This is a genomic window from Streptomyces sp. NPDC013457, from assembly GCF_043089925.1.
Lineage (GTDB): Bacteria > Actinomycetota > Actinomycetes > Streptomycetales > Streptomycetaceae > Streptomyces.
In genome coordinates, this window is record NZ_JBICBL010000004.1 from 178,970 (window position 1) to 205,027 (window position 26,058).

At 70.6% G+C, this 26,058-nt stretch carries 20 protein-coding genes and 5 tRNA genes; 12 read left to right on the top strand and 13 right to left on the bottom strand.

Going from position 1 to position 26,058, the window contains the following annotated elements; all coding sequences use genetic code 11:
* The first annotated feature begins 135 nt into the window (after positions 1-135).
* Positions 136-852: an IclR family transcriptional regulator NdgR gene (ndgR, locus tag ACF1G2_RS12665; protein ID WP_005311436.1), complete on the top strand. Its 717-nt coding sequence runs from the start codon at positions 136-138 to the stop codon at positions 850-852.
* A gap of 130 nt (positions 853-982) precedes the next feature.
* Here the strand turns inward: ndgR and ACF1G2_RS12670 are convergent.
* From ACF1G2_RS12670 to ACF1G2_RS12695, 6 genes are all read right to left on the bottom strand, one after another.
* Positions 983-1,055 (bottom strand) — tRNA-Glu (locus tag ACF1G2_RS12670).
* Between the two features lie 42 nt (positions 1,056-1,097).
* Positions 1,098-1,169: transfer RNA gene (locus ACF1G2_RS12675), tRNA-Gln, on the bottom strand.
* Between the two features lie 16 nt (positions 1,170-1,185).
* Positions 1,186-1,258: transfer RNA gene (locus ACF1G2_RS12680), tRNA-Glu, on the bottom strand.
* A gap of 61 nt (positions 1,259-1,319) precedes the next feature.
* Positions 1,320-1,392, bottom strand: a tRNA-Glu gene (locus ACF1G2_RS12685).
* A gap of 42 nt (positions 1,393-1,434) precedes the next feature.
* Positions 1,435-1,506: transfer RNA gene (locus ACF1G2_RS12690), tRNA-Gln, on the bottom strand.
* Between the two features lie 93 nt (positions 1,507-1,599).
* Positions 1,600-2,322, bottom strand: a complete 723-nt coding sequence (locus ACF1G2_RS12695; protein ID WP_391798271.1) for an HAD family hydrolase — start codon at positions 2,320-2,322, stop codon at positions 1,600-1,602.
* On the opposite strand from ACF1G2_RS12695, the gene ACF1G2_RS12700 reads away from it, so the two are divergent.
* Positions 2,315-2,701, top strand: a complete 387-nt coding sequence (locus ACF1G2_RS12700) for a hypothetical protein (RefSeq protein WP_391798272.1) — start codon at positions 2,315-2,317, stop codon at positions 2,699-2,701. The genes ACF1G2_RS12695 and ACF1G2_RS12700 overlap by 8 nt on opposite strands.
* A 205-nt stretch (positions 2,702-2,906) precedes the next feature.
* Here the strand turns inward: ACF1G2_RS12700 and gltX are convergent, their stop codons facing one another.
* From gltX to ACF1G2_RS12715, 3 genes are all read right to left on the bottom strand, one after another.
* Positions 2,907-4,382, bottom strand: coding sequence for a glutamate--tRNA ligase (gene gltX / locus ACF1G2_RS12705; protein ID WP_391798273.1), 1,476 nt, complete (start codon positions 4,380-4,382; stop codon positions 2,907-2,909).
* Positions 4,375-5,160, bottom strand: a complete 786-nt coding sequence (locus ACF1G2_RS12710; protein WP_391798274.1) for a fumarylacetoacetate hydrolase family protein — start codon at positions 5,158-5,160, stop codon at positions 4,375-4,377. The genes gltX and ACF1G2_RS12710 overlap by 8 nt, the downstream gene beginning before the upstream one ends.
* Before the next feature lie 79 nt (positions 5,161-5,239).
* Positions 5,240-5,428: a hypothetical protein gene (locus tag ACF1G2_RS12715; RefSeq protein WP_391798564.1), complete on the bottom strand. Its 189-nt coding sequence runs from the start codon at positions 5,426-5,428 to the stop codon at positions 5,240-5,242.
* Between the two features lie 551 nt (positions 5,429-5,979).
* Between ACF1G2_RS12715 and ACF1G2_RS12720 the strand changes: the two genes are divergently transcribed.
* The 8 genes from ACF1G2_RS12720 to ACF1G2_RS12755 all read left to right on the top strand — a co-directional run bounded on the left by ACF1G2_RS12720 (position 5,980) and on the right by ACF1G2_RS12755 (position 16,420).
* Entirely contained in the window at positions 5,980-9,669 is a 3,690-nt protein-coding gene (locus ACF1G2_RS12720; protein ID WP_391798275.1) for a nitrate- and nitrite sensing domain-containing protein, read from the top strand.
* Between the two features lie 9 nt (positions 9,670-9,678).
* Positions 9,679-10,092 (top strand): roadblock/LC7 domain-containing protein, encoded by a 414-nt coding sequence (locus tag ACF1G2_RS12725; protein ID WP_352190359.1) that lies wholly within the window; start codon positions 9,679-9,681, stop codon positions 10,090-10,092.
* Between the two features lie 142 nt (positions 10,093-10,234).
* A complete protein-coding gene (locus ACF1G2_RS12730) occupies positions 10,235-10,642 on the top strand; it encodes a DUF742 domain-containing protein (protein ID WP_260227791.1) in 408 nt (135 codons plus the stop codon).
* On the top strand, positions 10,623-11,216 hold the full coding sequence (locus ACF1G2_RS12735; RefSeq protein WP_352190351.1) for an ATP/GTP-binding protein: 594 nt from the start codon (positions 10,623-10,625) through the stop codon (positions 11,214-11,216). The genes ACF1G2_RS12730 and ACF1G2_RS12735 overlap by 20 nt, the downstream gene beginning before the upstream one ends.
* 339 nt (positions 11,217-11,555) lie before the next feature.
* Positions 11,556-14,774, top strand: a complete 3,219-nt coding sequence (locus tag ACF1G2_RS12740) for a nitrate- and nitrite sensing domain-containing protein (RefSeq protein WP_391798276.1) — start codon at positions 11,556-11,558, stop codon at positions 14,772-14,774.
* 7 nt (positions 14,775-14,781) lie between these two features.
* A complete protein-coding gene (locus tag ACF1G2_RS12745) occupies positions 14,782-15,195 on the top strand; it encodes a roadblock/LC7 domain-containing protein (RefSeq protein WP_005311461.1) in 414 nt (137 codons plus the stop codon).
* A gap of 93 nt (positions 15,196-15,288) precedes the next feature.
* Entirely contained in the window at positions 15,289-15,858 is a 570-nt protein-coding gene (locus tag ACF1G2_RS12750; RefSeq protein ID WP_391798277.1) for a DUF742 domain-containing protein, read from the top strand.
* Entirely contained in the window at positions 15,839-16,420 is a 582-nt protein-coding gene (locus tag ACF1G2_RS12755; protein WP_050791473.1) for an ATP/GTP-binding protein, read from the top strand. The genes ACF1G2_RS12750 and ACF1G2_RS12755 overlap by 20 nt, the downstream gene beginning before the upstream one ends.
* A 232-nt stretch (positions 16,421-16,652) precedes the next feature.
* On the opposite strand, the gene ACF1G2_RS12760 is transcribed toward ACF1G2_RS12755, so the two are convergent.
* From ACF1G2_RS12760 to ACF1G2_RS12770, 3 genes are all read right to left on the bottom strand, one after another.
* Positions 16,653-16,868, bottom strand: coding sequence for an acyl-CoA carboxylase subunit epsilon (locus ACF1G2_RS12760; protein ID WP_391798278.1), 216 nt, complete (start codon positions 16,866-16,868; stop codon positions 16,653-16,655).
* A gap of 14 nt (positions 16,869-16,882) precedes the next feature.
* On the bottom strand, positions 16,883-18,466 hold the full coding sequence (locus ACF1G2_RS12765; RefSeq protein WP_391798279.1) for an acyl-CoA carboxylase subunit beta: 1,584 nt from the start codon (positions 18,464-18,466) through the stop codon (positions 16,883-16,885).
* A 297-nt stretch (positions 18,467-18,763) separates the two neighbouring features.
* Positions 18,764-22,603 carry an endo-alpha-N-acetylgalactosaminidase family protein gene (locus tag ACF1G2_RS12770; RefSeq protein ID WP_391798280.1) on the bottom strand — a complete coding sequence of 1,280 codons (3,840 nt, stop codon included), beginning with the start codon at positions 22,601-22,603 and terminating at the stop codon, positions 18,764-18,766.
* A 222-nt stretch (positions 22,604-22,825) separates the two neighbouring features.
* Here ACF1G2_RS12770 and ACF1G2_RS12775 point away from each other — a divergent pair, with 222 nt between their 5' ends.
* Together ACF1G2_RS12775 and dnaN are read left to right on the top strand one after the other, a co-directional pair.
* Positions 22,826-23,434 (top strand): YceI family protein, encoded by a 609-nt coding sequence (locus ACF1G2_RS12775; protein ID WP_391798281.1) that lies wholly within the window; start codon positions 22,826-22,828, stop codon positions 23,432-23,434.
* 123 nt (positions 23,435-23,557) lie between these two features.
* Positions 23,558-24,670 carry a DNA polymerase III subunit beta gene (gene dnaN, locus ACF1G2_RS12780; protein WP_391798282.1) on the top strand — a complete coding sequence of 371 codons (1,113 nt, stop codon included), beginning with the start codon at positions 23,558-23,560 and terminating at the stop codon, positions 24,668-24,670.
* A 23-nt stretch (positions 24,671-24,693) separates the two neighbouring features.
* On the opposite strand, the gene ACF1G2_RS12785 is transcribed toward dnaN, so the two are convergent.
* Entirely contained in the window at positions 24,694-26,040 is a 1,347-nt protein-coding gene (locus ACF1G2_RS12785) for a hypothetical protein (RefSeq protein WP_391798283.1), read from the bottom strand.
* Between the last annotated feature and the right edge of the window lie 18 nt (positions 26,041-26,058).

The following is a 26,058-nucleotide window of genomic DNA, read 5'->3' on the forward strand; positions in this document are numbered from 1 at the left end:
TCCCTCCGGCCGACGTCTACGTCGGCACAACTAGAGACCCGTTTCGCGAGCCGTTGTGCGGCCGCCTCACCAGGGTCGCAAGATCCCCGGAAAATTGAACTTGCGTTTCACAGAGTGAGACGTGAATATCGTTGCATGGACAACTCTAGCGGCGTGGGTGTTCTCGACAAGGCAGCCCTTGTCCTGAGCGCCCTGGAGTCCGGTCCGGCCACCCTCGCAGGTCTGGTCGCGGCGACGGGACTCGCAAGACCCACGGCACATCGCCTCGCCGTGGCACTGGAACACCACCGGATGGTGGCGCGAGACATGCAGGGCCGGTTCATCCTCGGACCGCGCCTTGCGGAGCTCGCCGCCGCGGCCGGTGAGGACCGCCTGCTCGCCACGGCCGGCCCGGTACTGACGCATCTGCGCGATGTCACCGGCGAGAGCGCCCAGCTCTACCGGCGCCAGGGCGACATGCGCATCTGCGTGGCGGCCGCCGAGCGGCTGTCCGGCCTTCGGGACACCGTCCCGGTCGGCTCCACGCTGACGATGAAGGCCGGCTCCTCGGCACAGATCCTGATGGCCTGGGAGGAGCCCGAGCGGCTCCACCGCGGCCTCCAGGGTGCCCGCTTCACGGCGACGGCCCTCTCGGGCGTACGGCGCCGTGGGTGGGCCCAGTCGATCGGCGAGCGGGAGCCGGGCGTCGCGTCCGTCTCCGCGCCCGTACGCGGCCCCTCGAACCGCGTGGTGGCCGCCGTGTCGGTCTCCGGGCCGATCGAGCGCCTGACGCGCCACCCGGGGCGTATGCACGCCCAGGCGGTCATCGACGCCGCCGCCCGCCTCTCCGAGGCGCTCCGCCGCAACGGCTGACGCGCTCCGCCCCTTCCTGCCCGTACGACCGGCCCACCGCTTCAACGCCGCAGCGGTGGGCCGGAGTTGTGTCCTCACGCCCGGAACGACGAGGAAGCCCTCCCCCGAAGGGAAGGGCTTCCTCGTTCTGTACCCCCGACCGGATTCGAACCGGCGCTACCGCCTTGAGAGGGCGGCGTGCTAGGCCGCTACACAACGGGGGCCTTGCGGATGAGATCCGCGTACGTGCAGATGAGCTCTGCGAGCTGGCCTACCAGGACTCGAACCTAGAATGACGGTACCAGAAACCGTAGTGTTGCCAATTACACCATAGGCCATGGTGGTTTAGACCAGTACCCCCGACCGGATTCGAACCGGCGCTACCGCCTTGAGAGGGCGGCGTGCTAGGCCGCTACACAACGGGGGCCCTAGCGATCCTGCATCGGGTTCACCGGGTGCGACCCAGGTGATCCCGCGGGAAGGATCTGTACCCCCGACCGGATTCGAACCGGCGCTACTGCCGTGAGAGGGCAGCGTGCTAGGCCGCTACACAACGGGGGCTTTGCGGATGAGATCCGCGTACGTGCAGATGAGCTCTGCGAGCTGGCCTACCAGGACTCGAACCTAGACTAACTGAACCAGAATCAGTCGTGCTGCCAATTACACCATAGGCCACCAAAACGCGATCCCCGCCGTGGGGGATCTTGTTCAGGTTGCGCTTCGGGGGTTTCTGCCTTTCGGCTTGCTCCCCTCGGCGCAGGAAGAACATTACCCGAAGGTGTCCGGCGCTCCAAAACGGGTATCGCCGCGCAGCAGTCCGGGGAGCTGGTGGAGGTCGGTGATACGGGTCAGCTCGGGCCGTCCGCCGGTCCCGGCCCGGTCCAGCCAGATGCCCCGCAGACCCGCCCCTTCCGCGCCCAGGGCGTCGATGTCCGGCTGGTCACCGACGTACGCCACCTCCTCCGGGGCCAGCCGGAGGGCGGCGCAGGCGGCGTGGAAGGCCTCCGCGGCCGGTTTGGCGACCCCGAGCTCCGCGGCGCAGACGACCGCCTCGAAGCGGTCCCGTACGCCCAGCACGCGCAGCTTGCGGTCCTGGTTGTGGATCGAGGAGTTCGACAGGACGGCGTGACGGTAGTCACGCGCGAGCAGGTCGAGCACGGGGACGGCGTCGGGAAAGAGCTCCCAGGCCGCCTCGTAGTGCGCGAGATACCGCTCGAACCAGGCGTCGGCCTCCACGGCGACCAGGCCGGGCACCGCGAGGAACGCCCGCACCCGCTCGCGCCGCTGCTCCTGGAAGTCCACGCCGCCGGCCTCGAAGCGACGCCAGTGCACGACCGTGAGCTCCTGCCAACGGCGGAGGGCCTGGTCGACGGAGTCGAATCCGTCCACCAGGCCCTCGGCCGTGAGATGGTCGCGCATGCCGGCCAGGTCCGCGCGCGAGTAGTCGAAGATGGTGTCGTCGACGTCCCAGAGGACCGCGCGGATGGCCATGCCCCGAACGTACTCCAGCGCCGGCCGCGGTGTGGGGTGTTCCGCCCGGGGTCAGCGGCGCAGCGCCTCCGCAGGCTGGATCCTGGCCGCGCGCCACGCCGGGTGGAGGCCCCCGACGCCCGTCACCAGGCCGATGGCCGGGGCGGCCGCCGCCGTCACCGGGTGGATGACCGGGGTCCAGTCACGGACGACGGCGACCACCACGACCGTCAGGACGCCCAGGGACGAGTGCACGCAGCAGGTCGACCTGGTCGGTGCGCGGTACGCGGTCACGAAGGCCTATCAGCAGCAGCTGATCGAGCAGCACGCGGAGACGCCGGCGCTCGCCAAGGAGCAGGTGGACAGCCGGCTGCGGCTCGCCGCCTCGCTGCCGCACTGACCACACGTACGACCGGTCGCCCGGGGGAGATCGATGACGACCGCATGCAGGCTGTGCCGTCTTCCGGAGCCGCTGCGCTCCACGATGGAGACGGCCCTGCCGCACCTTCCTGCCCGCGGCGTGAGCGGCGGACAGGACGGCGGGACACGACGCCGAAGGGGCGCCGGCCATATGGCCGGCGCCCCTTCTGATGTCTCTGCGACCGCTACGCGGCGAGCTTGGCCAGCGCCGCGTCGATGCGGGTGAGGGTCTTCTCCTTGCCCAGGATCTCCAGGGACTCGAAGAGCGGCAGACCCACGGTGCGGCCCGTGACCGCGACGCGGACCGGGGCCTGGGCCTTGCCGAGCTTCAGGCCGTGCTCCTCGCCGGCGGCCAGGACGGCGTTCTTGAGCGACTCGGGGTCGCTCCAGTCGGCCGACTCCAGCTTGCCGCGGGCGGTGGTCAGGAGGGCCGCCGGCTCGCCCTTCATGGCCTTGTCCCACGAGGGCTGGTCGAAGACCGGCTCGGGCAGGAAGAGGAAGTCCACGTTGGCCGTGATGTCGGAGAGGACCGTGAGGCGGGTCTGGGCGTGCGGAGCGATGGCCTCCCAGGCGGCGCGGTCGAAGTCCTCGGGTGCCCAGTCGGCGTGCGGCGCCGTCAGCCAGGGCTCGCAGGCCGCCGCGAAGGCCTTCACGTCCAGCATGCGGATGTGGTCCGCGTTGATCGACTCGGCCTTCTTCAGGTCGAAGCGCGCCGGGTTGGCGTTCACGTCGGCGATGTCGAACTTCTCGATCATCTGCTCGATCGTGAAGATGTCCTGGTCCGCCGAGAACGACCAGCCCAGGAGCGAGAGGTAGTTCAGGAGGCCCTCGGGGAGGAAGCCCCGCTCCCGGTAGAGGTTGAGGGAGGCCTGCGGGTCGCGCTTGGAGAGCTTCTTGTTGCCCTCGCCCATCACGTACGGCAGGTGGCCGAAGGCGGGGATCTCCTTGGCGACGCCCAGCTCGATCAGCGCCTTGTAGAGCGCGATCTGGCGCGGGGTGGAGGAGAGCAGGTCCTCGCCGCGCAGGACGTGGGTGATCTCCATCAGCGCGTCGTCGACCGGGTTGACCAGGGTGTACAGCGGGGCGCCGTTGGCGCGCACGATGCCGTAGTCCGGGACGTTGTCCGGGGTGAAGGTGAGCTCGCCGCGGACCAGGTCGGTGAAGGTGATCGGCTCGTCGGGCATCTTGAAGCGGACGATCGATTCGCGGCCCTCGGCGCGGTAGCGCTCGATGCGCTCGGCGCTCAGGTTGCGGCAGGTGCCGTCGTAGCCCGAGGGCTTGCCGGCCAGGCGGGCGGCGTCACGGCGGGCCTCCAGCTCCACGGCGGTGCAGAAGCAGTGGTACGCGTGTCCGGCGTCGAGCAGCCGCTGGGCGACGTCCTTGTAGATGTCCATCCGCTGCGACTGGCGGTACGGCTCGTGGGGGCCGCCGATCTCCGGGCCCTCGTCCCAGTCGAGACCGAGCCAGCGCATCGAGTCGAGCAGCTGCCCGTACGACTCCTCGGAGTCGCGCGCCGCGTCGGTGTCCTCGATGCGGAAGACCATGGTGCCCTCGTTGTGCCGGGCGAAGGCCCAGTTGAAGAGGGCGGTGCGGACCAGACCCACGTGGGGGTTGCCGGTCGGCGAGGGACAGAAACGTACGCGGATGTTCGCGTTAGCCACGCTTGATCACCTTGTTGGTGAGAGTGCCGATGCCTTCGATGGTGACGGCGACCTCGTCGCCGACGTTGAGGGGGCCGACCCCGGCCGGGGTGCCGGTGAGGATGACGTCGCCCGGGAGCAGCGTCATGGCCTCGGTGATGTGGACGACCAGGTCCTCGATGGAGCGGACCATGTCACTCGTACGACCCAGCTGGCGCTGTTCGCCGTTGACCGTGGCCTGGATGGTGAGGTCGCTCGGGTCGAGGTCCGTCTCGACCCAGGGGCCGAGCGGGCAGCTGGTGTCGAAGCCCTTGGCCCGGGCCCACTGCTTCTCGCGCTGCTGTGCGTCGCGCGCGGTGACGTCGTTGGCGCAGGTGTAGCCGAAGACGACGTCCTTGACCCGCTCGCGGGGAACCTCGCGGCACATACGGCCGATGACCACGGCCAGTTCGGCCTCGTGGTGCAGTTCGTCGGAGAAGGAGGGGTACTCGATGGCGTCGCCGGGGCCGATCACGGAGGTGGTCGGCTTGAAGAAGGCGACGGGGACCTCCGGCACCTCGTTGCCCAGTTCGGCGGCGTGCTCCGCGTAGTTGCGGCCGATGGCCACGACCTTGTTGGGGAGCACGGGCGGCAGGAGCCGTACCTTGCTGAGCGGGACCTTCGTGCCGCTCAGCTCGAAGTCGGTGTACGGGATGCCCTTGATGATGTCGAGGACGAGACCGCCGGACTCGACGGTTCCCTCGCCCTCGACGGCGCCGAAGGCGACATTGCCGTCGATGGAGAATCTGGCGATGCGCACGAGTGCTGTCGCCCCTCACTTGGTACTGGCTGGAGTCTGACGCTCCAGGCTAACGCGGCGAGGGACGCCCTCCGGCGGATTACTGTGCGGGGAGCGCGGCCTCGGGGGCGTTCATGAGGACGGTGCGGCGGGGGTTGGCCGTCTGGGTGGGCAGCTCGACCGTGTGCTCCGGCTGCACACCCCGGCCGAGCTGCTCGGCGTCGTCGAGGTGGGCGAGCGTGGTGCGGCGGGGGTTGGCCGTGGAGCGGAGCAGCATCGTCGTCTTCATCGTCATCGCGGAAGGCCTCTACAGAACGGGGGGTCGTGTAAAGCGTCAGGCTAAACGTGCAATTCCCTTCGAATGCATGGGGGAGACATCGATCTACGTGTGAGTTTGCTCACCACGACGGGGACGATCCAGACATTACGGACCTCACTTCAGGGTCAAGCAACCGGACATTTCCCCACTGAATGCTTCATTCCGCTCCTGATCATGGCGACTGGGACACACGGAGTCCATGAGCCTTTGGGGGTAATAAATCCGATTCATCCATGATCATCTTCTACGTGGGGTGACATGATGGGTACGGGTTGTCATGCCGTCCGGTGGCCGACACGCGGCCCTTGTTGGAGATCCGGCACTGTGCTGGAATTCCACGCACCGCCGCGGGTTTCAAACCGGCGCGCAGGTGGCGCAACGCAGCGCCGGGTGAGCGGCGGGGAAGGGGGAACTGCGCCGGTCATCGACGACCACCACTGGGGCGCATTCGCGTCCCGAGACGCCGACACCGTCCGATCCGTTCATGCGGAAGGACGCCTGGTCCAGAGGTTGCGACGCTAGTGCAGGGACGATTCAAGAGGGATGGCAGCAACGCTGCCGCGGAGCAGGAGCCTCGCGCCGGGACCGACCGCGGTTCCTCGGCCCAGCACGCCCAGAACCCCGGTCAGGGTGCGTCGGGTGGTGACGGCTCGACGGCCGCCGCTTCCGAGTCCACCGCCCCGGCCGCCAAGAAGCCCAGGGGCGAGAACGAGGTCGGACCTCGAATAGCCCTCCGCAACTGGCGCATCTCGACGCGTCTGGTCGCCCTGCTGACCCTCCCCGTGGTCGCGGCCACCAGCCTCGGCGGCATCCGTATCAGCGAGTCGCTCCAGGACATGGAGCAGCTCGACCACATGCAGCTGCTCACGAAGCTGACCGAAGAGGCGACCGACCTCGCCAAGGCCCTCCAGGCCGAGCGTGACCTGTCCGCCGGCCCGCTGGCCAACGGCAAGTCGGCCAGCGACTACCAGGTCGCCAACCCGCGGAAGAACACCGACCGGGCCCAGAAGGCGTTCATGGACGCCACCTCGGAGATCCCGGCCACCGAGGGCGACGAGGCGCTGCAGAGCATCCGCCAGAACGTCAGCCAGATCGCGTCCCAGGTCGTCCAGATCGGCGGCATCCGCCAGGAGGCGTACAAGGACGGCGTCGCGCGCTCGGTGACGGTCGAGGCGTACAGCCGCCTCATCCGCTCCCTGCTCAGCCTCTCCCAGGACATGGCGCAGGCGACCAGCAACCCCGAGATGATCAAGCGGACCCGTGCCCTCGCGGCCTTCTCGTCCGCCAAGGAGTACGCCTCCGTCCAGCAGGCGATCATCGCCTCGGCGCTCCCCGCGAACGACAGCCGGACCGGCAAGCTGGAGCCCGGTGACCGCCTGTACGGCTACGCCGCCCAGCAGGGCGAGAAGGTGGAACTCAAGCAGTTCCAGACCATCTTCGAGTCGGCCGGCGGTGACGCCGACGGGCTCACCAGCTCGCTGAGCACCGGCAACCCGTCCATCGACGCCGCGGACAAGTACGCGGACCGGGTGCTGAGCAACGACTCCGGGCTGGCCGGCCGCGCCCCGCGTGGTTACCTCAACTTCACGGACGAGTACGGCACCAAGATCACGGCCATGAACAAGATCGAGGCCGACCTCCTCGACAAGATGGAGACCAAGGCCCGTGAGCTGCGTGCGGAGTCGCAGCGCGAAGCGATCATCAACGGTGCCCTGATCCTGCTCGTCCTCGGCGTCTCCCTCGTCGGCGCCTTCGTCGTGGCCCGGTCCATGATCCGGTCGCTGCGGCGACTGCAGGACACCGCCACGAAGGTCGCCCAGGACCGTCTGCCCGAGCTCGTCAAGCAGCTCTCCGAGGCCGACCCGCAGGACGTCGACACCTCGGTCGAGTCCGTCGGTGTGCACTCCCGGGACGAGATCGGCCAGGTGGCCGCGGCCTTCGACGACGTGCACCGCGAGGCGGTCCGCCTCGCCGCCGAGCAGGCCCTCCTCCGGGGCAACGTCAACGCGATGTTCACCAACCTCTCGCGCCGCTCCCAGGGTCTCATCCAGCGTCAGCTCTCGCTCATCTCCGAGCTGGAGTCCCGCGAGGCCGACCCGGACCAGCTCTCCTCGCTCTTCAAGCTCGACCACCTCGCGACCCGCATGCGGCGTAACGGTGAGAACCTCCTCGTCCTCGCCGGTGAGGAGCCGGGCCGCCGGTGGACCCGTCCGGTCCCGCTGGTCGACGTGCTCCGTGCCGCCGCCTCCGAGGTGGAGCAGTACGAGCGCATCGAACTGGCAGCCGTCCCGGCGACCGAGGTCGCCGGCCGCGTCGTCAACGACCTCGTGCACCTGCTCGCCGAGCTGCTGGAGAACGCCACCTCGTTCTCCTCGCCGCAGACGAAGGTTCGCGTCACCGGTCACGCGCTGCCCGACGGCCGGGTGCTCGTCGAGATCCACGACACCGGCATCGGCCTCTCCCCCGAGGACCTCGCCGCGATCAACGAGCGGCTCGCGTCGCCGCCCACCGTGGACGTCTCCGTCTCCCGCCGCATGGGTCTGTTCGTGGTCGGCCGCCTGTCCCTGCGACACGGCATCCGTATCCAGCTCCGCCCGTCGGACTCCGGCGGCACCACCGCGCTCGTCATGCTCCCGGTCGACGTCGCCCACGGCGGCAAGAAGCCGGCGCCCAAGCCGGGTGCGGGGGGCCAGGGCGCGATGCCCCAGGGCCCGTCCGCTCCCGGTGGCCGTCTGACCGGCGGTCCCGGCGCGGCCGGTGGCGCCGGTGCCGGTGCCCGTCCGGGCCTCGGCGGTCCGCCGTCGGCGTCCTCCGCCGGCCGGATCGGTGCCGGTGCGGCCCCCCGCGGACAGGTCGGCGCCGGAAACGGTCCGCGGGCCGCGCTGCCGGGTCGCGACGGCGCTCCGCGCCAGAACGCACCGCAGGGCCAGGCGCAGCAGCAGTCCCAGCAGCAGGGCCAGCCGACGGCACAGATGCCGCAGGTCCCCGCGGAGCCGCAGCGGCCGGGCCTCGGCACCGGTGGTTTCGGCGGCGCGCAGAGCGCCATCCCGTCCCGTACGGACGTCTGGGGCGGACAGCCCAACCAGGGACAGGGCAACCAGGGGCAGCAGGCCCAGGGGCAGCAGCAGGGCCAGGGTCAGCAGCAGGGCCAAGGCGGTTTCTCGCGTGGCGAGCTGCCCGGGGGCAACCCGCAGCAGCAGCGTCCGCAGTCCGCGAGCTGGGGCAACGACCAGGCTCAGCCGGTCCGCCACCCGCAGCAGGACATGTCGCCGCTGGACGCGCCGCGCGGTCACGAGGAGCCGGAGAACACGGGCCAGTACGCCCGTCCGTCGGCGCCTCAGGGACCGGGCTCCACGGGCCAGTTCCCTCGCCCCGACTTCGGTCAGCAGCAGGCACCCCAGCAGCAGGCCCCGCAGGGCTACCAGGCCGGACCGCAGGACGCGGCGTCCACCGCCCAGTTCCCGCGCCCGGACTTCGGTCAGCAGCAGGCGCCCCAGCAGCAGGCCCCGCAGGGCTACCAGCAGCAGGCTCCCCAGGCTCCGGCCCCGCGTCAGCGCGGCGGCGGCGACTACGGTGCGCCCCGCCCGGGCGGGAACCTGCCCCAGCAGCCCCAGCAGCCCCAGCTTCAGCAGCCCCGCCAGCCCGAGGCCCTGCCTCCGGCCGGCCCCTCCGCGGACGCTCGTACCCCGCTGTACGACACGCTGGAGACGAACTGGTTCCACCAGAGCCAGGGCGGCCAGCAGCAGGGCGGCCCGGGTCAGGGCGCCCAGGGTCAGGGCAACCAGGACCAGCAGCGCTCCAACGGCATGGGCCCGGACGGCCGGCAGGCCCCGCAGGGCCCGTCCGCTCCCCCGGCTCAGCGGCGCCCCGCCGCTCCGGCCGGCGGCAACGGCGGTCAGCAGCAGGCCGGTCCCGCCTCCTGGCGGACCTCGCCCAACGACGAGCTGGTGCGCCAGGCCGAGCGGGTCCGCAAGCCCGCGGCCGGCGGCATCACCACCTCCGGGCTGCCGAAGCGCGTACCCCGCGCCAACCTCGTACCCGGGACCGCGCAGGAGCAGGCCCACACGGCCGGCCCGCAGGTCTCGCGTGCACCCGATGACGTCCGCGGCCGGCTCACCAATCTGCGCCGCGGCATCCAGCAGGGCCGCCAGGCGGGCAACTCCACGACCGGCAGTTTCCACGTCGGCCCCACCACCCAGCAGGAGCACTAGTTGAGCGCGATGAGCCAGGCTGCGCAGAATCTGAACTGGTTGATCACCAACTTCGTGGACAACACCCCCGGGGTGTCCCACACGGTGGTGGTCTCCGCCGACGGTCTGCTCCTTGCCATGTCGGAAGGCTTCCCCCGCGACCGCGCCGACCAGCTCGCGGCGGTCGCCTCGGGACTGACCTCGCTGACCGCGGGCGCGTCCCGGATCTTCGAGGGCGGTCCCGTCTCCCAGACGGTCGTGGAGATGGAGCGCGGCTTCCTCTTCCTGATGTCCGTCTCCGACGGTTCCTCGCTGGCCGTACTCGCGCACCCCGAGTGCGACATCGGCCTCGTGGGCTACGAGATGACGCTGCTGGTCGACCGGGCCGGCAGTGTCCTCACCCCGGACCTCCGTGCCGAGCTCCAGGGGAGCCTGCTGCACTAGACACGTTTCGGCACATGTATCGACAGGGCGGCACGCCCCTCCGTGCCGCCCTGGGCATCAAGAAACCGTCCGGCCGCCCCACCCGGCCCCCCACCGGCCCCATCGAACGGCATGACCTCGTGCCGTCACGCCCGGAGGATTCATGACCCCGCCCCCCGCCTCTCACGATCCGTACGGCGGCTCGCTCGACGAGTCGTACGGACATGAGGGCGACCAGCCGCTGGTCCGGCCCTATGCGATGACCGGCGGCCGGACCCGGCCGCGGTACCAACTCGCCATAGAGGCCCTGGTCAGCACCACGGCCGACCCGGCGCACCTCGCCACCCTGCTCCCCGAGCACCAGCGCATCTGCCACCTCTGCCGCGAGGTCAAGTCGGTGGCGGAGGTCTCGGCACTCCTGTCGATGCCGCTCGGTGTGGCCCGGATCCTCGTCGCCGACCTGGCCGAGGCGGGCATGGTGGCCATCCACCAGCCGGGCAACGGAGAGGCCGGCGGTACGCCGGACGTGACACTGCTCGAAAGGGTGCTCAGTGGACTTCGGAAGATCTAGCGGCGGTTCCGCGCCTCAGGCGGCCCGGTCGACCACCAGTGCGAAGATCGTGGTGGCGGGTGGCTTCGGCGTGGGCAAGACCACGTTCGTCGGCGCCGTCTCCGAGATCAACCCGCTGCGTACCGAGGCCGTGATGACCTCGGCCTCGGCCGGCATCGACGACCTCACGCACACCGGCGACAAGACCACCACCACGGTGGCCATGGACTTCGGCCGCATCACCCTGGACCAGGACCTGATCCTGTACCTCTTCGGTACGCCCGGTCAGGACCGCTTCTGGTTCATGTGGGACGACCTGGTCCGCGGCGCCATCGGCGCCGTTGTGCTCGTCGACACCCGCCGCCTCGCCGACTGCTTCCCGGCCGTCGACTACTTCGAGAACAGCGGCCTGCCGTTCGTCGTCGCGCTGAACGGATTCGAGGGGCACCAGCCGTACACGCCCGAGGAGGTCCGCGAGGCCCTCCAGATCGGCCCCGGCACCCCGATCATCACCACCGACGCCCGTCACCGTGCCGACGCCAAGAGCGCGTTGATCACGCTGGTGGAGCACGCATTGATGGCACGACTCAAGTAGGAGAACGCGTACGGAAGTTGTCGTACGCCTTTTGGGGGGCGGCCTGTGTCCTTTGCCACGGTCCGCCCCCGTGTTCATAACGTTTCGACAGAGAATTGTGCCGCGGCGGACACCCGACGCATCCGATCGGTACCACTGCGCTCACATGAGCCCCGCCATTTGGCGGGGCTCGTTCTTTATGCCCGTTTTATCTGGGGCCTGAGACGACGAAAACCGAAGCTCAGCGACGTTTGGAGGGGACCCCCTTCACGTGCTGCAATTCATGAACTCCCGAGTAGTACGGCCCTGAACGAAACACCGGCACAACGTAGGTGCCGACGCCGAGAGGTTGTTGGTCGAGTGAGGCGAAGCAAGGAAAGCTCCGCGGAGCAGCAGGCGCGAGGCAACTTCACGCCGCCTGCGCGTACGGTGGCGCCTCCCGCGGAGGTGCCCGCGACGCCCGCTGCCACCAGCGGCAAGGGGAGCTCCAGCAAGCTGTCCCCCCGCAACTGGCGCGTGCCGACCAGGCTGAACGCGATCCTGCTCGTACCCGTGCTGGTCGGCCTCGTCATGGGCGGCTTCCAGGTGAACGGGGCGATCAACACCTGGCAGGAGGCGCAGAACGCCGAGAAGACGGCGCTCATCGTGCGCGCCGCCTCGGAGTACAGCCAGGCGCTGCTCAACGAGCGTGACCTGACCGCCGCTCCCCTGCTGACGGCGAAGTCCGCCGAGGACCGCAAGAGCGACGAGGTGGCCCAGGCCTACGCCGCGACCGACGCCGCCAGGGTCAAGTTCGACGAGGCCGTCAAGGACATGCCGGAGGGCGAGGGCCTCGAGCGCCGCCTGAGGCTGTTCCAGGACGAGATACCCAAGCTGGAGAAGCTCCGCCAGGCCGCGTACACGCGGGCCCTGGACCCGGTGAACACCCAGCTCGGATACACCGGCGTCCAGCACTACCTGATGGAGTTCTCCAACGAGCTCGGGCTCGGCACCGGCAACGTCACCGCCTACGGCCGTACGCTCTACGCCGTCCAGCTCGCCAAGGGCGCCGAGTCGCTCCAGCGCTCGATCGGCACCCAGCTCCTGGTCCGCCCCAGCCAGAAGGGCGATGTCTTCGCCCAGCAGTCGGTGGCGTTCAACTCGTACAACTACCTGGAGCAGATCGCCCTCGGCGAGTACAACTCCGGTGGTACCCAGGCGGACGTCGACCGCCTGAAGGAAGTCATGGCGGGCAAGGCCGCCGAGGGCGCCAAGAAGATGGAGGCGGCGGGCATCACGCTGCCCAAGGGCCCCGACGGCTCCGTCTTCACCGGCATGGCCAAGGAGATCGGTTCCGCCAAGGACGCCGACGCGATCGAGGACCTCCAGAAGAAGGGGATCACGCCCGAGACCTGGATGGCGGTCGCCACCGGCAAGTTCGACGGCTACACCGAGGTCGAGAAGGAGCTCGTCGACAAGGCCGTGACCGAGGCCGCCGACATCTCCGCCGACGCCCAGACCGACGCGTGGGTCACCGGTGGCATCGTCGTCATCGCGCTCCTGGCCGCGTTCATCCTCGCGGGGATGATGGCCCGCCAGATGAGCCGCTCGATGCGCGAGCTGCGCACCGCCGCCTTCGCCATCGCCGAGCAGCGCCTGCCGATGCTCGTCGACCAGCTCTCCCGGACCGAGCCGGGCCGCGTGGACACCCGTGTCCAGCCGATCCCGATCGACTCCCAGGACGAGATCGGCGAGGTCGCCCGCGCCTTCGACCAGGTCCACCGCGAGGCCGTCCGGCTCGCCGCCGAGCAGGCCATGCTGCGGGGCAACGTCAACGCGATCTTCACCAACCTGTCGCGCCGCAACCAGTCGCTGATCGAGGGCCAGCTGACCCTCATCACCGACCTGGAGAACAACGAGGCCGACCCGGACCAGCTGGAGAACCTCTTCCGCCTGGACCACCTGGCCACCCGTATGCGCCGCAACGGCGAGAACCTCCTGGTCCTCGCCGGCGAGGAGCCGGGCCGCCGCTGGGACCAGCCGGTCCCGCTGGTCGACGTGATGCGCGCCGCCTCCTCCGAGGTGGAGCAGTACGAGCGCATCGAGCTGGCCGGTGTCCCCGAGGCGGAGATCCACGGCCAGGCCGTGACCGACCTCGTGCACCTGCTCGCCGAGCTCCTGGAGAACGCCACCACGTTCTCCTCCCCGCAGACCAAGGTCCGCGTCACCGCGACCCGGCTGCCCGACGGCCGCGTGATGGTCGAGATCCACGACAAGGGCATCGGCCTCACCGCCGAGGACTTCGCGGACATCAACCACAAGCTGGCCAACCCGCCGACCGTGGACGCCGCCGTCTCGCAGCGCATGGGCCTCTTCGTGGTCGGCCGGCTGGCCGACCGGCACGGCATCCGTGTCCAGCTCCGTCCCTCGGGCGAGCAGGCCGGTACGACCTCGCTCGTCATGCTGCCCGACGCGATCACCCACGGTGGTGGTGGCGAGCAGCTCCCCGAGAACGACTTCACGGTCTCGCAGATCATCCCCCAGCAGCAGCACGCCTTCGAGCCGGCGCAGCCGCAGATGCGGACGGCGGCGGAGCTGGGCTTCGACGACTCCCGTTACGAGCAGCCGGCGGACGACCGCCAGCTCGACCCGGTGAACCGTTCGCTGATGCGCGAGGAGCGCAGGGCGGCTCTGGAGTCGCAGGCTCAGGGCGGCGAGCGTCCCCTGTTCCGCGACGAGATCGACGCCTCGCAGCAGGGCTACGTCCAGCACGAGCGCGAGCAGGAGTACGCGCAGGACCAGCAGTACGGGCAGGAGTACGCCGCGGAGTACGGGCAGCAGCAGGCCGCCCCGCACGACGGCTACGCCTACCAGGAGCAGGGCTACGACGGCTATGCGCAGCCCGCTGCCGGCTACCCCGAGCAGTCCTATGCGGAATCCGGCTATCCGGGTCAGGACAACGGCCACGTCGCGTACGACAACGGCTACGAGTCCCAGGCACAGCAGGGCGAGTGGCAGGATCAGGGCGCGTACCAGGGCGGCTACGAACAGTCGTACGGAACGCAATCGGAATCTGCCCCCGGCGCTCCCGAAGAGGCTCCCGAGCGCGTAGGCTTCGACCGTCCGGGTTCGACTCCGAACCCCACCCCGGATGCCGGCCACGCGCTGACCGACGCCGGTCTGCCGCGTCGTGGCAGCAGCGCTCCGCAGGGCTCCCAGCCCGCGCAGCAGCCTCTGCCGACGCGGACGGCCCAGCAGTCGGCCCAGCGACCGGCGCCGGCGCAGCAGAACCAAGCCGAAGGCTCCGAAGAGTGGCGCTCGACGAACGACGAGCGCTGGCAGCGGGCCGAGAAGCTCCGCGACCCGAAGGCGGGCGGGGTCACCTCCTCCGGTCTTCCGAAGCGGGTCCCCAAGGCCAATCTGGTCGAGGGCACGGCGGAGCAGACCCCGCAGGGCGGCCCCCAGGTCTCCCGCGCTCCTGAGGACGTGCGGGGCAGGTTGAGCAACCTGCGCCGTGGTGTGCAGCAGGGTCGCACCGCGGGAACGGACACGAACGGATCGGGCCTCGGCCCGGGCAGTACCTACAACCAGGAGCGTTAGTGTGAGCATGAGCCAGGCGGCGCAGAATCTGAACTGGTTGATCACCAACTTCGTGGACAACACCCCCGGGGTGTCCCACACGGTGGTGGTCTCCGCCGACGGACTCCTGCTGGCGATGTCCGAGGGTTTCCCCCGGGACCGAGCCGACCAGCTGGCGGCCGTCGCCTCCGGACTGACCTCGCTGACCGCGGGCGCGTCCCGCATCTTCGAGGGCGGTGCGGTCAACCAGACCGTCGTGGAGATGGAGCGCGGCTTCCTCTTCATCATGTCGATCTCGGACGGCTCCTCGCTGGCCGTACTCGCGCACCCGGAGGCCGACATCGGTCTCGTGGGCTACGAGATGGCTCTGCTCGTCGACCGCGCGGGCAGTGTTCTGACGCCTGACCTCCGGGCGGAACTTCAGGGAAGTCTTCTCAACTAACAGACAGACAGTGCGTTTCACGCCACCGCACCGTAAGGTGCGGTGGCGCGGCTCCACAGGGACATGGACCGCGAGGCAGTCGGAGGAGGAGACGTGGGGACACCCCCGGGCGGACACCCGTACAACGGTTTTGACGCGCACGCACAGGGAGAAACCGCGCAGAACCGGTTCAACTTCCCCTCTGCCCCGAGCAGACAGGGCATGCAGCAGCCCTATCAGGCCCCGCAGGCCCCGCAGGCACCCATGGGCGGCCCCGCCGCCCAGCGGAACGCGGGCGGCGCGGGCGGTTCGCGTGGCGCGGCGGGCAGGCAGGGCGGGAACAACAACCCGCTCGTGCGCCCCTACGCCATGACCGGCGGCCGGACCCGGCCGCGTTACCAGCTCGCCATCGAGGCGCTGGTCAGTACGACGGCCGATCCGTCACGGCTGCAGGGGCAGTTGCCCGAGCACCAGCGGATCTGCCAGCTGTGCTTCGAGATCAAGTCGGTGGCCGAGATCTCGGCGCTTCTCTCGATTCCCCTCGGCGTTGCCCGGATCCTCGTGGCCGACCTGGCCGAGGCCGGACTTGTCGCCATCCACCAGCCCGGCGGCGACGAGGCCGCCGGCGGTCAGCCAGACGTGACACTGCTCGAAAGGGTGCTCAGTGGACTTCGCAAGCTCTAGCGGCGGCGCGGCCCGTTCAACCACCAGCGCGAAGATCGTGGTGGCGGGTGGCTTCGGCGTGGGCAAGACCACGTTCGTCGGCGCCGTCTCGGAGATCAACCCGCTGCGTACCGAGGCCGTGATGACGTCTGCGTCCGCGGGCATCGACGACCTCACGCACACCGGCGACAAGACGACGACGACTGTCGCGATGGACTTCGGCCGTATCACCCTGGACCAGGACCTGATCCTGTACCTCTTCGGTACGCCCGGTCAGGACCGCTTCTGGTTCATGTGGGACGACCTGGTCCGCGGCGCCATCGGCGCCGTCGTGCTCGTCGACACCCGCCGCCTCGCCGACTGCTTCCCCGCGGTCGACTACTTCGAGAACAGCGGCCTGCCGTTCGTCATCGCCCTGAACGGATTCGACGGTCACCAGCCGTACAACCCGGAGGAGGTCCGCGAGGCCCTCCAGATCGGCCCGGACACTCCGATCATCACGACGGACGCCCGCCACCGCGCCGACGCCAAGAGCGCGCTCATCACCCTGGTCGAGCACGCCCTGATGGCCCGCCTGCGGTAGCCGTCCCCTCGGCAGTACGGAGAAGGCCTCGCTCACCGGTCCGGTGGGCGAGGCCTTCCGCGTCCCCACGCGCCCTCCAGACGGCCACGCGGGCGCCCCGGGGCCCGCGGAAAGGGCCGCACCGGCACGGGCCCGGGGAGCGCCGCCAGGCGTCCCAAAGCGGCGGCCTCACCGCCCCGGGCATGGCGAAGGCCCCGTCTCCGGTCGGAGACGGGGCCTTCGGTGCGGGGGGTCAGCCCTGCCAGGAGTGGGAGGGGCGGAAGCCCGACTGGCGCTCCAGGCGGCGCCAGCCGGCCGTGGAGCGGCCGTGGCGGGAGGTCGAGGCGTCGTCGGCGGGCTGGGCCGCCGCGCGGGCCAGGAGGACCGCGGTGATGGCGGCCAGCTCCTCGGGGTCGGCGTGGCCCTTCTCGACTCGGAGAAGGTTGGCGGCTGTGGCAGGCGTGGTCACGTCTGTGGCTCCTCTTACTGAGGCGGGTTGCCGTGCTTGCGGGACGGCAGGTCGGCGTGCTTGGTGCGGAGCATGGCGAGGGACCTGATGAGGACCTCCCGCGTCTCCGCGGGGTCGATCACGTCGTCGACCAGACCGCGCTCCGCGGCGTAGTACGGGTGCATCAGCTCGGCCTTGTACTCCTTGACCATGCGGGCCCGCATGGCCTCCGAGTCCTCGGCCTCCGCGATCTGCTTGCGGAAGATGACGTTCGCGGCGCCTTCGGCGCCCATCACCGCGATTTCGTTGGTGGGCCAGGCGTACGTCAGGTCGGCGCCGATGGACTGGGAGTCCATGACGATGTACGCGCCGCCGTACGCCTTGCGCAGGATCAGGCTGATCCGGGGCACGGTCGCGTTGCAGTACGCGTACAGCAGCTTCGCGCCGTGGCGGATGATTCCACCGTGCTCCTGGTCGACGCCCGGGAGGAAGCCGGGCACGTCCAAAAGGGTGATGATCGGGATATTGAAAGCATCGCACATCTGGACGAACCGGGCGGCCTTCTCCGAGGCCTCGATGTCCAGCACACCCGCCAGCGACTGCGGCTGGTTGGCGACGATGCCCACGACCTGGCCGTCCAGACGGGCCAGGGCGCAGATGATGTTGCGCGCCCAGCGCTCGTGGATCTCCAGGTAGTCGCCCTCGTCGACGAGCTCCTCGATCACCTTGTGCATGTCGTACGGACGGTTGCCGTCCGCCGGCACCAGGTCGAGCAGGACGTCCGAGCGGCGGTCCGCCGGGTCCTCGGAGGCCGCGGCCGGCGGGTTCTCGCGGTTGTTCTGCGGCAGCATCGACAGGAGGTAGCGCACCTCCGCGATGCAGGTCTCCTCGTCGTCGTACGCGAAGTGGGCCACACCGCTGGTCTCCGCGTGCACGTCCGCGCCGCCGAGGCCGTTCTGGGTGATCTCCTCGCCGGTGACCGCCTTGACGACGTCCGGGCCGGTGATGAACATCTGCGAGGTCTCACGGACCATGAAGACGAAGTCGGTGAGGGCGGGGCTGTAGGCCGCGCCGCCGGCGCACGGGCCGAGCATCACGCTGATCTGCGGGATGACGCCGGACGCCTTGGTGTTGCGCTGGAAGATGCCGCCGTAGCCGGCGAGGGCGGAGACGCCCTCCTGGATACGGGCGCCGGCGCCGTCGTTCAGCGAGACCAGCGGGGCACCGGCCGCGATGGCCATGTCCATGATCTTGTGGATCTTGGTGGCGTGGGCCTCGCCCAGGGCGCCGCCGAAGATCCGGAAGTCGTGCGCGTAGACGAAGACCGTGCGGCCCTCGACCGTGCCCCAGCCGGTGATGACACCGTCGGTGTAGGGCTTCTTGGCCTCCAGGCCGAAGCCGGTGGCGCGGTGCCGGCGGAGCTGCTCGACCTCGTTGAAGGAACCCGGGTCGACCAGCAGCTCGATGCGCTCACGAGCGGTCAGCTTGCCCTTGGCGTGCTGCGCCTCGGTAGCCCGGTCGCTCGGCCCGCGCCGCGCTTCCTCGCGCAGGGCGTGCAGTTCGGCCACGCGGCCTCGGGCGTCGGTCGGCTCGCTCGGGATCTGGTCCACAACGGTCATGTACCGACCCTACGAAGCCGACCAAGGAAATCCTGCCGTTGACTCCGTACAGTCTCCCGAGTCGAATCCTGGTGGAGTAAGACAGAACCGTGTCGGGCACGGGCCGAGTCGACAGCCGGAGACCCCTTCGCTTTGTGGAGATCCCACAGAACCGGCTTCAGCGGCCCTCCAGTGAGCCTACAGCGATCCTCACGACGGTGGGTGACTCCGACAGTACCCGGCGTGATCCACGGCGGAACGCGCGGGGCCCGGCCCCGGCGTCGAAGCCGGAGCCGGGCCCGAGGGCGGGACCTCCGCCTAGCCTCCGCAGCGGAAGCGCGCGTCTCCCCAGTCCGCGTGGTCGTTGCCGTTGCCGTCCCCGCCGTCGTCGGCCACGAGCTCCACGTAGGACGCTCCGGTGACGTCGGCGGTCAGCGACCAGGCGGAGTCGGCTGCCTTCAGGACCGGCGACCTCACCTTCTCCGTACCGTCGGCGACGACGCTGAACCGGACCGAGCCGCGGCTGGTCTGCACGTCGTCCACGCCGACCTCGGCGGTGAAGGAGGTGCATCCGCCGCCCAGGTAGTAGCGCACCTTCGACGGGGCGTGGGCGCCCAGGCCCTTCGTGTAGGTCACTCCCCCGATCCGCAGCGGTCCGCCGTCGCCGGTGCCCGTCTCGCCGTTGGACCCGTCGCGCTCGACCGGTCCCCAGCCGTTCGCGGCCGAGGTCCAGTCCAGGTCACTGGCCCAGCTGTCCGTGGTGGGCGGCGGGGGCAGCGTACGGACCGTGGCGGCGGCGCTCAGCTTCCGCGCCTGGCCCCCCACGGTGTAGGCGAGCGTCGAACCGAGCGCGTACGGCTGGTACTTCGCGTCCACCGGCGGTGTCACGCGCCAGGTGGCGGTGGCCTCGGCGCCGGCGGCGACCGTCCCGAGCGCCACGGGGGCGGCCGGCTCGGCGGTCCAGCCCGCAGGGAGCTCCAGCGACACCGTGGCGCCGTCCACGGCCCCGGCCTCGTCGTTGGCGAAGGTGGCCGTGACCTGGTTCGGACGCCCCGGCTCCAGCGTCTCCGGCGCGGCGAGCGCGAGCGTGCCGCAGGCGGCCTTCTCGGGCGCCGGGCCCAGGTCGGTGACGCTGAAGGAGTCGAGGACGAAGTCGGCACCGTCGGGGGCGTCGGCCCGCTTGCGCAGTCCGGTCCAGGTCTCGCCGCAGCCGGCGGTCACGGTCTCGGAGAAGCGGCCGGTGGTCCGCTGCTGCCCGATGGGCGTCCGCCGGGTCTCCACCGAGGTCCCGTCCGCGCGGTCGTAGCCGGTGATCCACTCGTAGGCACCCGCGTGGCTGGACTGGTGGTCGTACGTGACGCGGTAGGCGTGCCCGTCCTTCATGGGCACCGTCCACGGTGCGGTCCGGTAGACCAGGCCGCTGTTCTCGTCGTGGGACTTCAGCGACTCGGCGCCGCCGATGACGTCGTCGACGAGCTTTCCGTTCCAGCCCGCCTGGGTGTACGGGGCGTGGAGCTGGGCGATGTGGGTCCGGGGGTCGGTCGTGCCTCCGGAGTCACCCTTGAGGAAGGGGCCCCAGCCCTGGTCGACGGCCTCGAAGTCCTCGTACGCGACCGCTCCGGGCCTGGTCGCCGGGTCGTTGGCGACGACGCGGACGTCGTCGATCCGGACGCGGGCCGTGCTGCCTCCCGCGGCCTGGATCCCGAGCGTGGTGGAGCCGCCCGCAGGCGCGGTGAAGGTGACCTTGGCGCGCTGCATGCGGGTGCCGTTCCAGTCGGACGCGGCGACCCGGTCCTCGATCGACGAACGCTCCACGGTGACCGACCTCCCGCCGATGGAGAGGGTGGTCGGGCGGGTCCCGCCCGGCTCGACCTCGATCAGGGCGGAGGCGGTGTAGCGCGTGCCGGGAGTGAGTCCGGTGACCCGCTGGCGTACGGAAGCGGCTGCGGCGCCGGTCAGTTCGGCACTGTTGCGGCCCTGGTCGTCGGTGTCACGGACGACCGTGCCCGTCGTGGACCAGGCGTCGAGGCCGGCGTCGTTGAAGCCGGGATCGTCGACCGGGGTGCCCTGGCCCCAGCGCGGGTCGCGGGGCTCGGGGGCGCGGTCGGGGTAGAGGACGTACGGCTGCCCCGCGACGGCGTCGAGGGTGATCGTGCCGCCGCTCGGCCGGACCGTCCCGGTCCTGACACGTCCGTTGTCGGTGAGCTTGTAGACGCTGTACGAGCTGGTGCCGGGCACCGCCCAACTCGTCTTCCCGCCGGTCTTGTTGTAGTGGTACAGCTTCCTGCTGCCGTCCCAGGGCAGCAGGTAGTTCTCGCCGTCGAGGACCTTGCGGCCGTTCTCGTAGAAGGTGCGGCGGCCGTTCTCGACGGTGCCGCGGACGCCGCCGGTGAAGGTGAGGTCGACACCGTTCCAGCGGGTGATCCGCTGCTGCTGGAGGTACTTGGCGGGCAGGTTCTTCTGCCAGATGTTGGCGTAGAAGCGGTTCCAGTCGGTCTCGCCGGTCCAGCCCTCGAAGTCCTCAAGCGCGGTCTGGCCGAGGACCGGGTGGTTGTTCCAGACGTCCTTCTCGCCGTTGCGGATGAAGCGGACGATCTGTGAGTTGAGACCCTTGTTGGTGGCGCCGCCGTAGTCGAGGTCGTTGGCCCAGTGGGACCAGAGGGAGGCCCGCTCGAACTTCTCGGACCACTCGGTGGCGACGTTCCAGCCCTGGGACTGCACGGCCTGGAGCGTCTTGTCGGCGATCCAGCCGTGCGTGTAGTAGACGTCGATGTAGAGCGTCGACAGGTTCGGGTCGGTCTCGTCGCGGAGCTGCTGGAAGCGGCGGGCGAGGTCGCCGCTGTTGATGTCCCGGCGCTGGTCGATGTAGTAGCTCTGGTTGAGCCAGTTCCAGCCGGGCCTGGTCCTGTCGACGAGGGTCTCGCTGAAGTTCTTCGCCTCGGGGTACGACTCGGTGGCGTTGACGTGGACGCCGAAGCCCGCACCCCACTTCCTGCCCTCCTTCAGGAGGGTGTTGAGGTCCGCGAGGCCGCCGGCGCGCTTGTTGTAGTTGCCGCCGTAGTCCGGGTGGGCGGAGTCGTGACCCTCGGAGCCGTACCCCTTGAGCAGGGCGAACTGGCCGAGTCCGTCGGTGGCGAGGGAGATCCGCTTGACGTCGTCGAGGGTGCGCAGGAAGGGGTGGGTGGCGTGGGAGGCGAAGTTGAAGGGGATGTGGGCGATCACCCGGTCCGGCGTCTGCTCGCCGCCCGGGGTCCTGATCCCGATGGCGGGGAAGGCGAGGGCGCCGTCCTGCCAGTCCGTGCGACCGTCGCCGTTGGCGTCGGGGGTGACGACGACCTTGGCCCAGGGGAGGTTCTTCCCGCTCTCCGGGGCGGGGGCGCCCTCGCCCCGGTAGGTCCACTGGCCTGACCAGACGCCGACGCGGGTCTCGCCGCCGTTCTTGCGGGCCTGGTGCCAGAAGCGGGCGCCGTCGCGGGCGCTCGGGCCGGAGGGCTTGTCGTAGGAGGAGTTGGACTCGACGGCGGCGGCGAGGGAGCCGGTGTTGACCAGGGCGTAGCTCGCGCCGGTGGCGGTGGCCTCGGCCGGGGTGGCGTCCGTGATGTCGGCGAAGACGTCGGCGGTGCGGGTGGAGTCGGGGTCGAGCCGGGTGAAGGCGGTCTCGGCGCCCGCGTCCGAGGAGCCGACGGAGACCAGGTCGTGGCCGGGTATGTCGATCGTGCCGACCCGGAGGGCCTCGGTGTCCCGGACGGCGGTCACCTTGAAGGTGGTGGCCCGTCCGGTGACGCTCAGCGTGGCGTCGATCTCGACACCGGGGAGAGCCGGGAAGGCCAGGGTGTACGCGGCGGAGGAGGCGGTCAGGACGGGCGCGCCGGTGGCCCGGACGTCGTACGCGGTGCCGTTGAGGACGATCTGGGTGACCGGTGCCGTACTGCCGAGGAGGCGGGCGCCGGTGGCGCGGTCCGTGTACGAGACGACGCGCGGGAAGTCCTCGGCGACGGCGACGGAGAGCTGGGCGGAGCCGATGCGGGCCTCGGCGGCGCCGGCCGCGGCGGGCGCCCTCGACTCGGCGAGGGCCGGTCCCGAGAGGGCGAACACGGCGGATGACGCGGCGGCGAGCGCGCAGGCCACACGGATTCTTGGCGACTTGGGGAGGGACATGGGGACTAGTTGGGCCCGTTCGGCAGGACACCGTCAACGAGATCGCCCCCCGGCGGCCCCACCAGTCCAAGAACCCCCTTCGGTTAGTCCAAGCGGGTGGACACCGAACCAGGATGTTGAAAGTTGAACGGAATAGCGCTATGGTCGTTCTCGTTGAAGGTTCAACGAAATGCAGTACAAGCCTCCGCGCCACCCCCGCGCACCGTCCCCAAGGAGCACGTCATGGGCATCTTCAACCGCAAGAGCGACACCGCCACCGCCGTCGCCACCCTCCCCGTCGACCCGGCGCTGGCCGCCCTGACCGGCGAGTACACGATCGACCCGGCGCACAGCAGCATCGGCTTCACCGTGCGTCACGCCATGGTCACCAACGTGCGCGGCTCCTTCGGAGACCACGAGGGCACGCTGCAGCTGGACGGCTCGAACCCGGGCGCCTCCGCCGCCTCGATCGAGATCAAGATCGCCTCCGTCGACACCGGCATCGGCGACCGTGACAACCACCTGCGCAGCGGCGACTTCTTCGACGCCGAGCAGTTCCCGCTGATGACCTTCCGCTCGACCGAGGCGGAGCAGCTGGGCGGCGACAAGTACCGCATGACCGGCGACCTCACGATCAAGGACGTCACCAAGCCGCTCTCCATCGACCTGGAGTTCAACGGCTCGGCCACCGACCCGTACGGCAACGAGCGTGTCGGCTTCGAGGGCTCGGCCGAGATCCTCCGGTCCGACTGGGGTCTGACCTGGAACGCGGCGCTGGAGACCGGTGGTGTCGTGGTCAGCGACAAGGTGAAGCTGAACTTCGACATCTCCGCGATCAAGAACGCCGCCTGATCCCGGATCCCGCCCGCGAGGGCACCACGAGCGCGCCCGCCTCTCCGTCAGCGACGGAGGGCGGGCGCTCGGCGTTCCGGTGGAGCCGGGGCGTTGTCAGTGCGGCGCGCTAGCGTCGCGGGCATGGAATTCCGTATCGACAGCAGCGAGTTGACCGACGCCGTGGCCTGGGCCGCGCGCGTGCTCCCGGCCCGGTCCCCCGTCCCGGTGCTCGGCGGGCTGCTCCTGGAGTCGGCCGACGGCCGGCTGCGCGTCTCCGGGCTCGACTACGAGGCGTCGGCGCGCATCGAGGTCGAGGCCGACACCGTGCGGGACGGCCGTGCCCTCGTTCTCGGGCGGCGGCTGCTCGACATCTGCAAGGTGCTGCCCAGGGGCCCGGTCGAGTGCGCGGTCGAGGGGGCGCGGCTCTCCGTGACGGGCGGGGGCGCCCGCTTCGGGCTCTCCCTGCTGCCGCTGGACGACTATCCGGCGCCGCCCGAGCTGCCCGCGTTCCGGGGCCTCGTGGACGCCGGGGCGTTCGCGGCGGCGGTCGGGCAGGTGGCGGTGGCCGCCGGCCGGGACGACTCGCTGCCGGTGCTGACGGGGGTACGGCTCGCCCTGGACGGTACGACGATGACGCTGGCCGCGACCGACCGGTACCGCTACGCGGTCCGCACGCTGGAGTGGAAGCCGGAGGGCGAGGAGCCACGAGGGGACGAGGGCGGCGCGGACGTCGTCGTTCCCGCCCGCCGGCTGACCGAGATCGCCCGCTCGCTCACCTCGGCAGGGTCCGTCCGCCTCGCCCTCGACGGGGGATCGGTCGGTTTCGAGAGCGAGGGGACGCGGACGACGACCCGGCTGCTCGACGGCCGTCTCCCCCGGCACGACAAGCTCTTCTCCCTGGGCGAGCACGCCGTCGCCGAGATGGAGCGCGGTCCGCTGGTCGAGGCCGTCAAACGGGTCGCGGTGGTCGCGGAGGGCGACAGTCCGGTGCAGCTCGCGTTCGGCGGGGACGCCGTCCACCTCCAGGCGGGCTACGAGGACGACGTCGCCTCGCAGCGGCTCCCGGCGGCCCTCTCGGGGTCGGAGGCGATGACGGTCGCGTTCAATCCGGGGTATCTGCTGGACGCGCTGGGCTCCTTCGACACCGACTCGGTCCGCTTCCACCTGCTGGGCCCGGGGCAGCGCGCCCTGATCACGGACCGTGCGGGCGGGGTCCACCAGCATCTGCTGATGTCGGTGAAGCCCCTGGTGTAGCGCCTGGTCTTGAAGGCGCCGCGCTAGAAGCCGCCGCCGAAGTCCCCGCCGCCTCCGAAGTCGCCGAAGCCGCCGCCACCACCGCCGCCGAAGTCGCCCGATCCGAAGTCGCCGGAGTTGAAGTCGCCCCCGGAGACGTCGCCGCCGCCGAAGTCGCCTCCGCCGTACTCACCGGCGTAGGCGGGGGTGGCGAGCATGGAGCCGAGCAGGGTGCCGGCGAGGAGGCCGGGGAGCAGCCCGCCGCCGAAGTAGCCGCCTGCCCACGGGCCGTACGCCGGTCCCGCCTCCCAGTACGGACGGCGGCCGCTCTCGGTCTCGACGGTACGGGCCAGGGGGTCCTGGCCGCTGTCGAGGCGGGTGGCGTCGGCGGCGCAGACCGGGACCTCGCGCGCGGTGCCGCCCGTCGGCGTCCAGGTCCGGTCCTCGGTCGAGGGGCCGTGGCGCGGGTCGAAGAAGCAGGGCGGGCGACGCTCGGGCAGCTGCCGGGACTCACGGCGGGCGGCCAGGGCGGCGAGCGAGTAGCGGCCGTCCTCCAGCGCCTGGGTCACGGCTCTGACGTCGTGCGGGCGCGTCGCCGAGCCCATCAGGGACTTCGCCTTGTCGTACGCGTCGAGCGCCCGCTCGTAGTCGCCGCGCATCGCGTCGTCGGCGCCGGGCTCGGCGGGATGGAAGTCCAGCCGCTCGAGCTCCTCGCCGAAGGCCGTGATGTCCTCGTCGACGACGACCCGGAGCTTGTCGAGCGCCTCGCGCTCCTCGGCCTGCTTGCGGAGCCGGTTGCGGCGGACGATCGCGTAGGCGCCCGCGCCACCGGCGGCGACGAGCGCGCCGAGGGTGATCATCCCGCCGACCGGGACACCGTCGTCGGCGCCGACCGAGCCCCAGGAGGCGGGGGCGGAGCCGTTCATGGTCGGGAGGGCCTGGTCGACGAAGTTGTTCAGCTCGGTGGCGGTGTCCACCCCGGGCTGGCGCACGGAGGTGACCAGGTTGTCCACGGCCTGCGCGGACATCACCGAACGGTCGGCGGCGGCATCGAACCCGTCGCCGAGCCTGACGGCGTACAGCCCCGTCACCCCGGTCTGGGTGCGCAGGTTGCGCAGCAGGTTCTCGGGCGGATACTCGCTGCCCGCGGGCAGCACGGCGACGAAGAGCGGCTTGTCCGCGTCCTCGATCTTCTGGGCGAGGGCGTCCGCCTGGGCGGTCGAGAGCTGGTCGGAGGCGCCCGGATCGACGTACACCGGGCCCTGCTTCAGGGCCGCTCCGGCGTCCGGGATCCCGGTGATCCCGGCCCCCGCGGAGGGGGCCAGGACCAGGAGCAGCAGCATGGCCAGCCCCGCGAGGGCCGACAGGAGGTGGAACGGCCTGGTCCTCATACCATCGAAACTACCCCT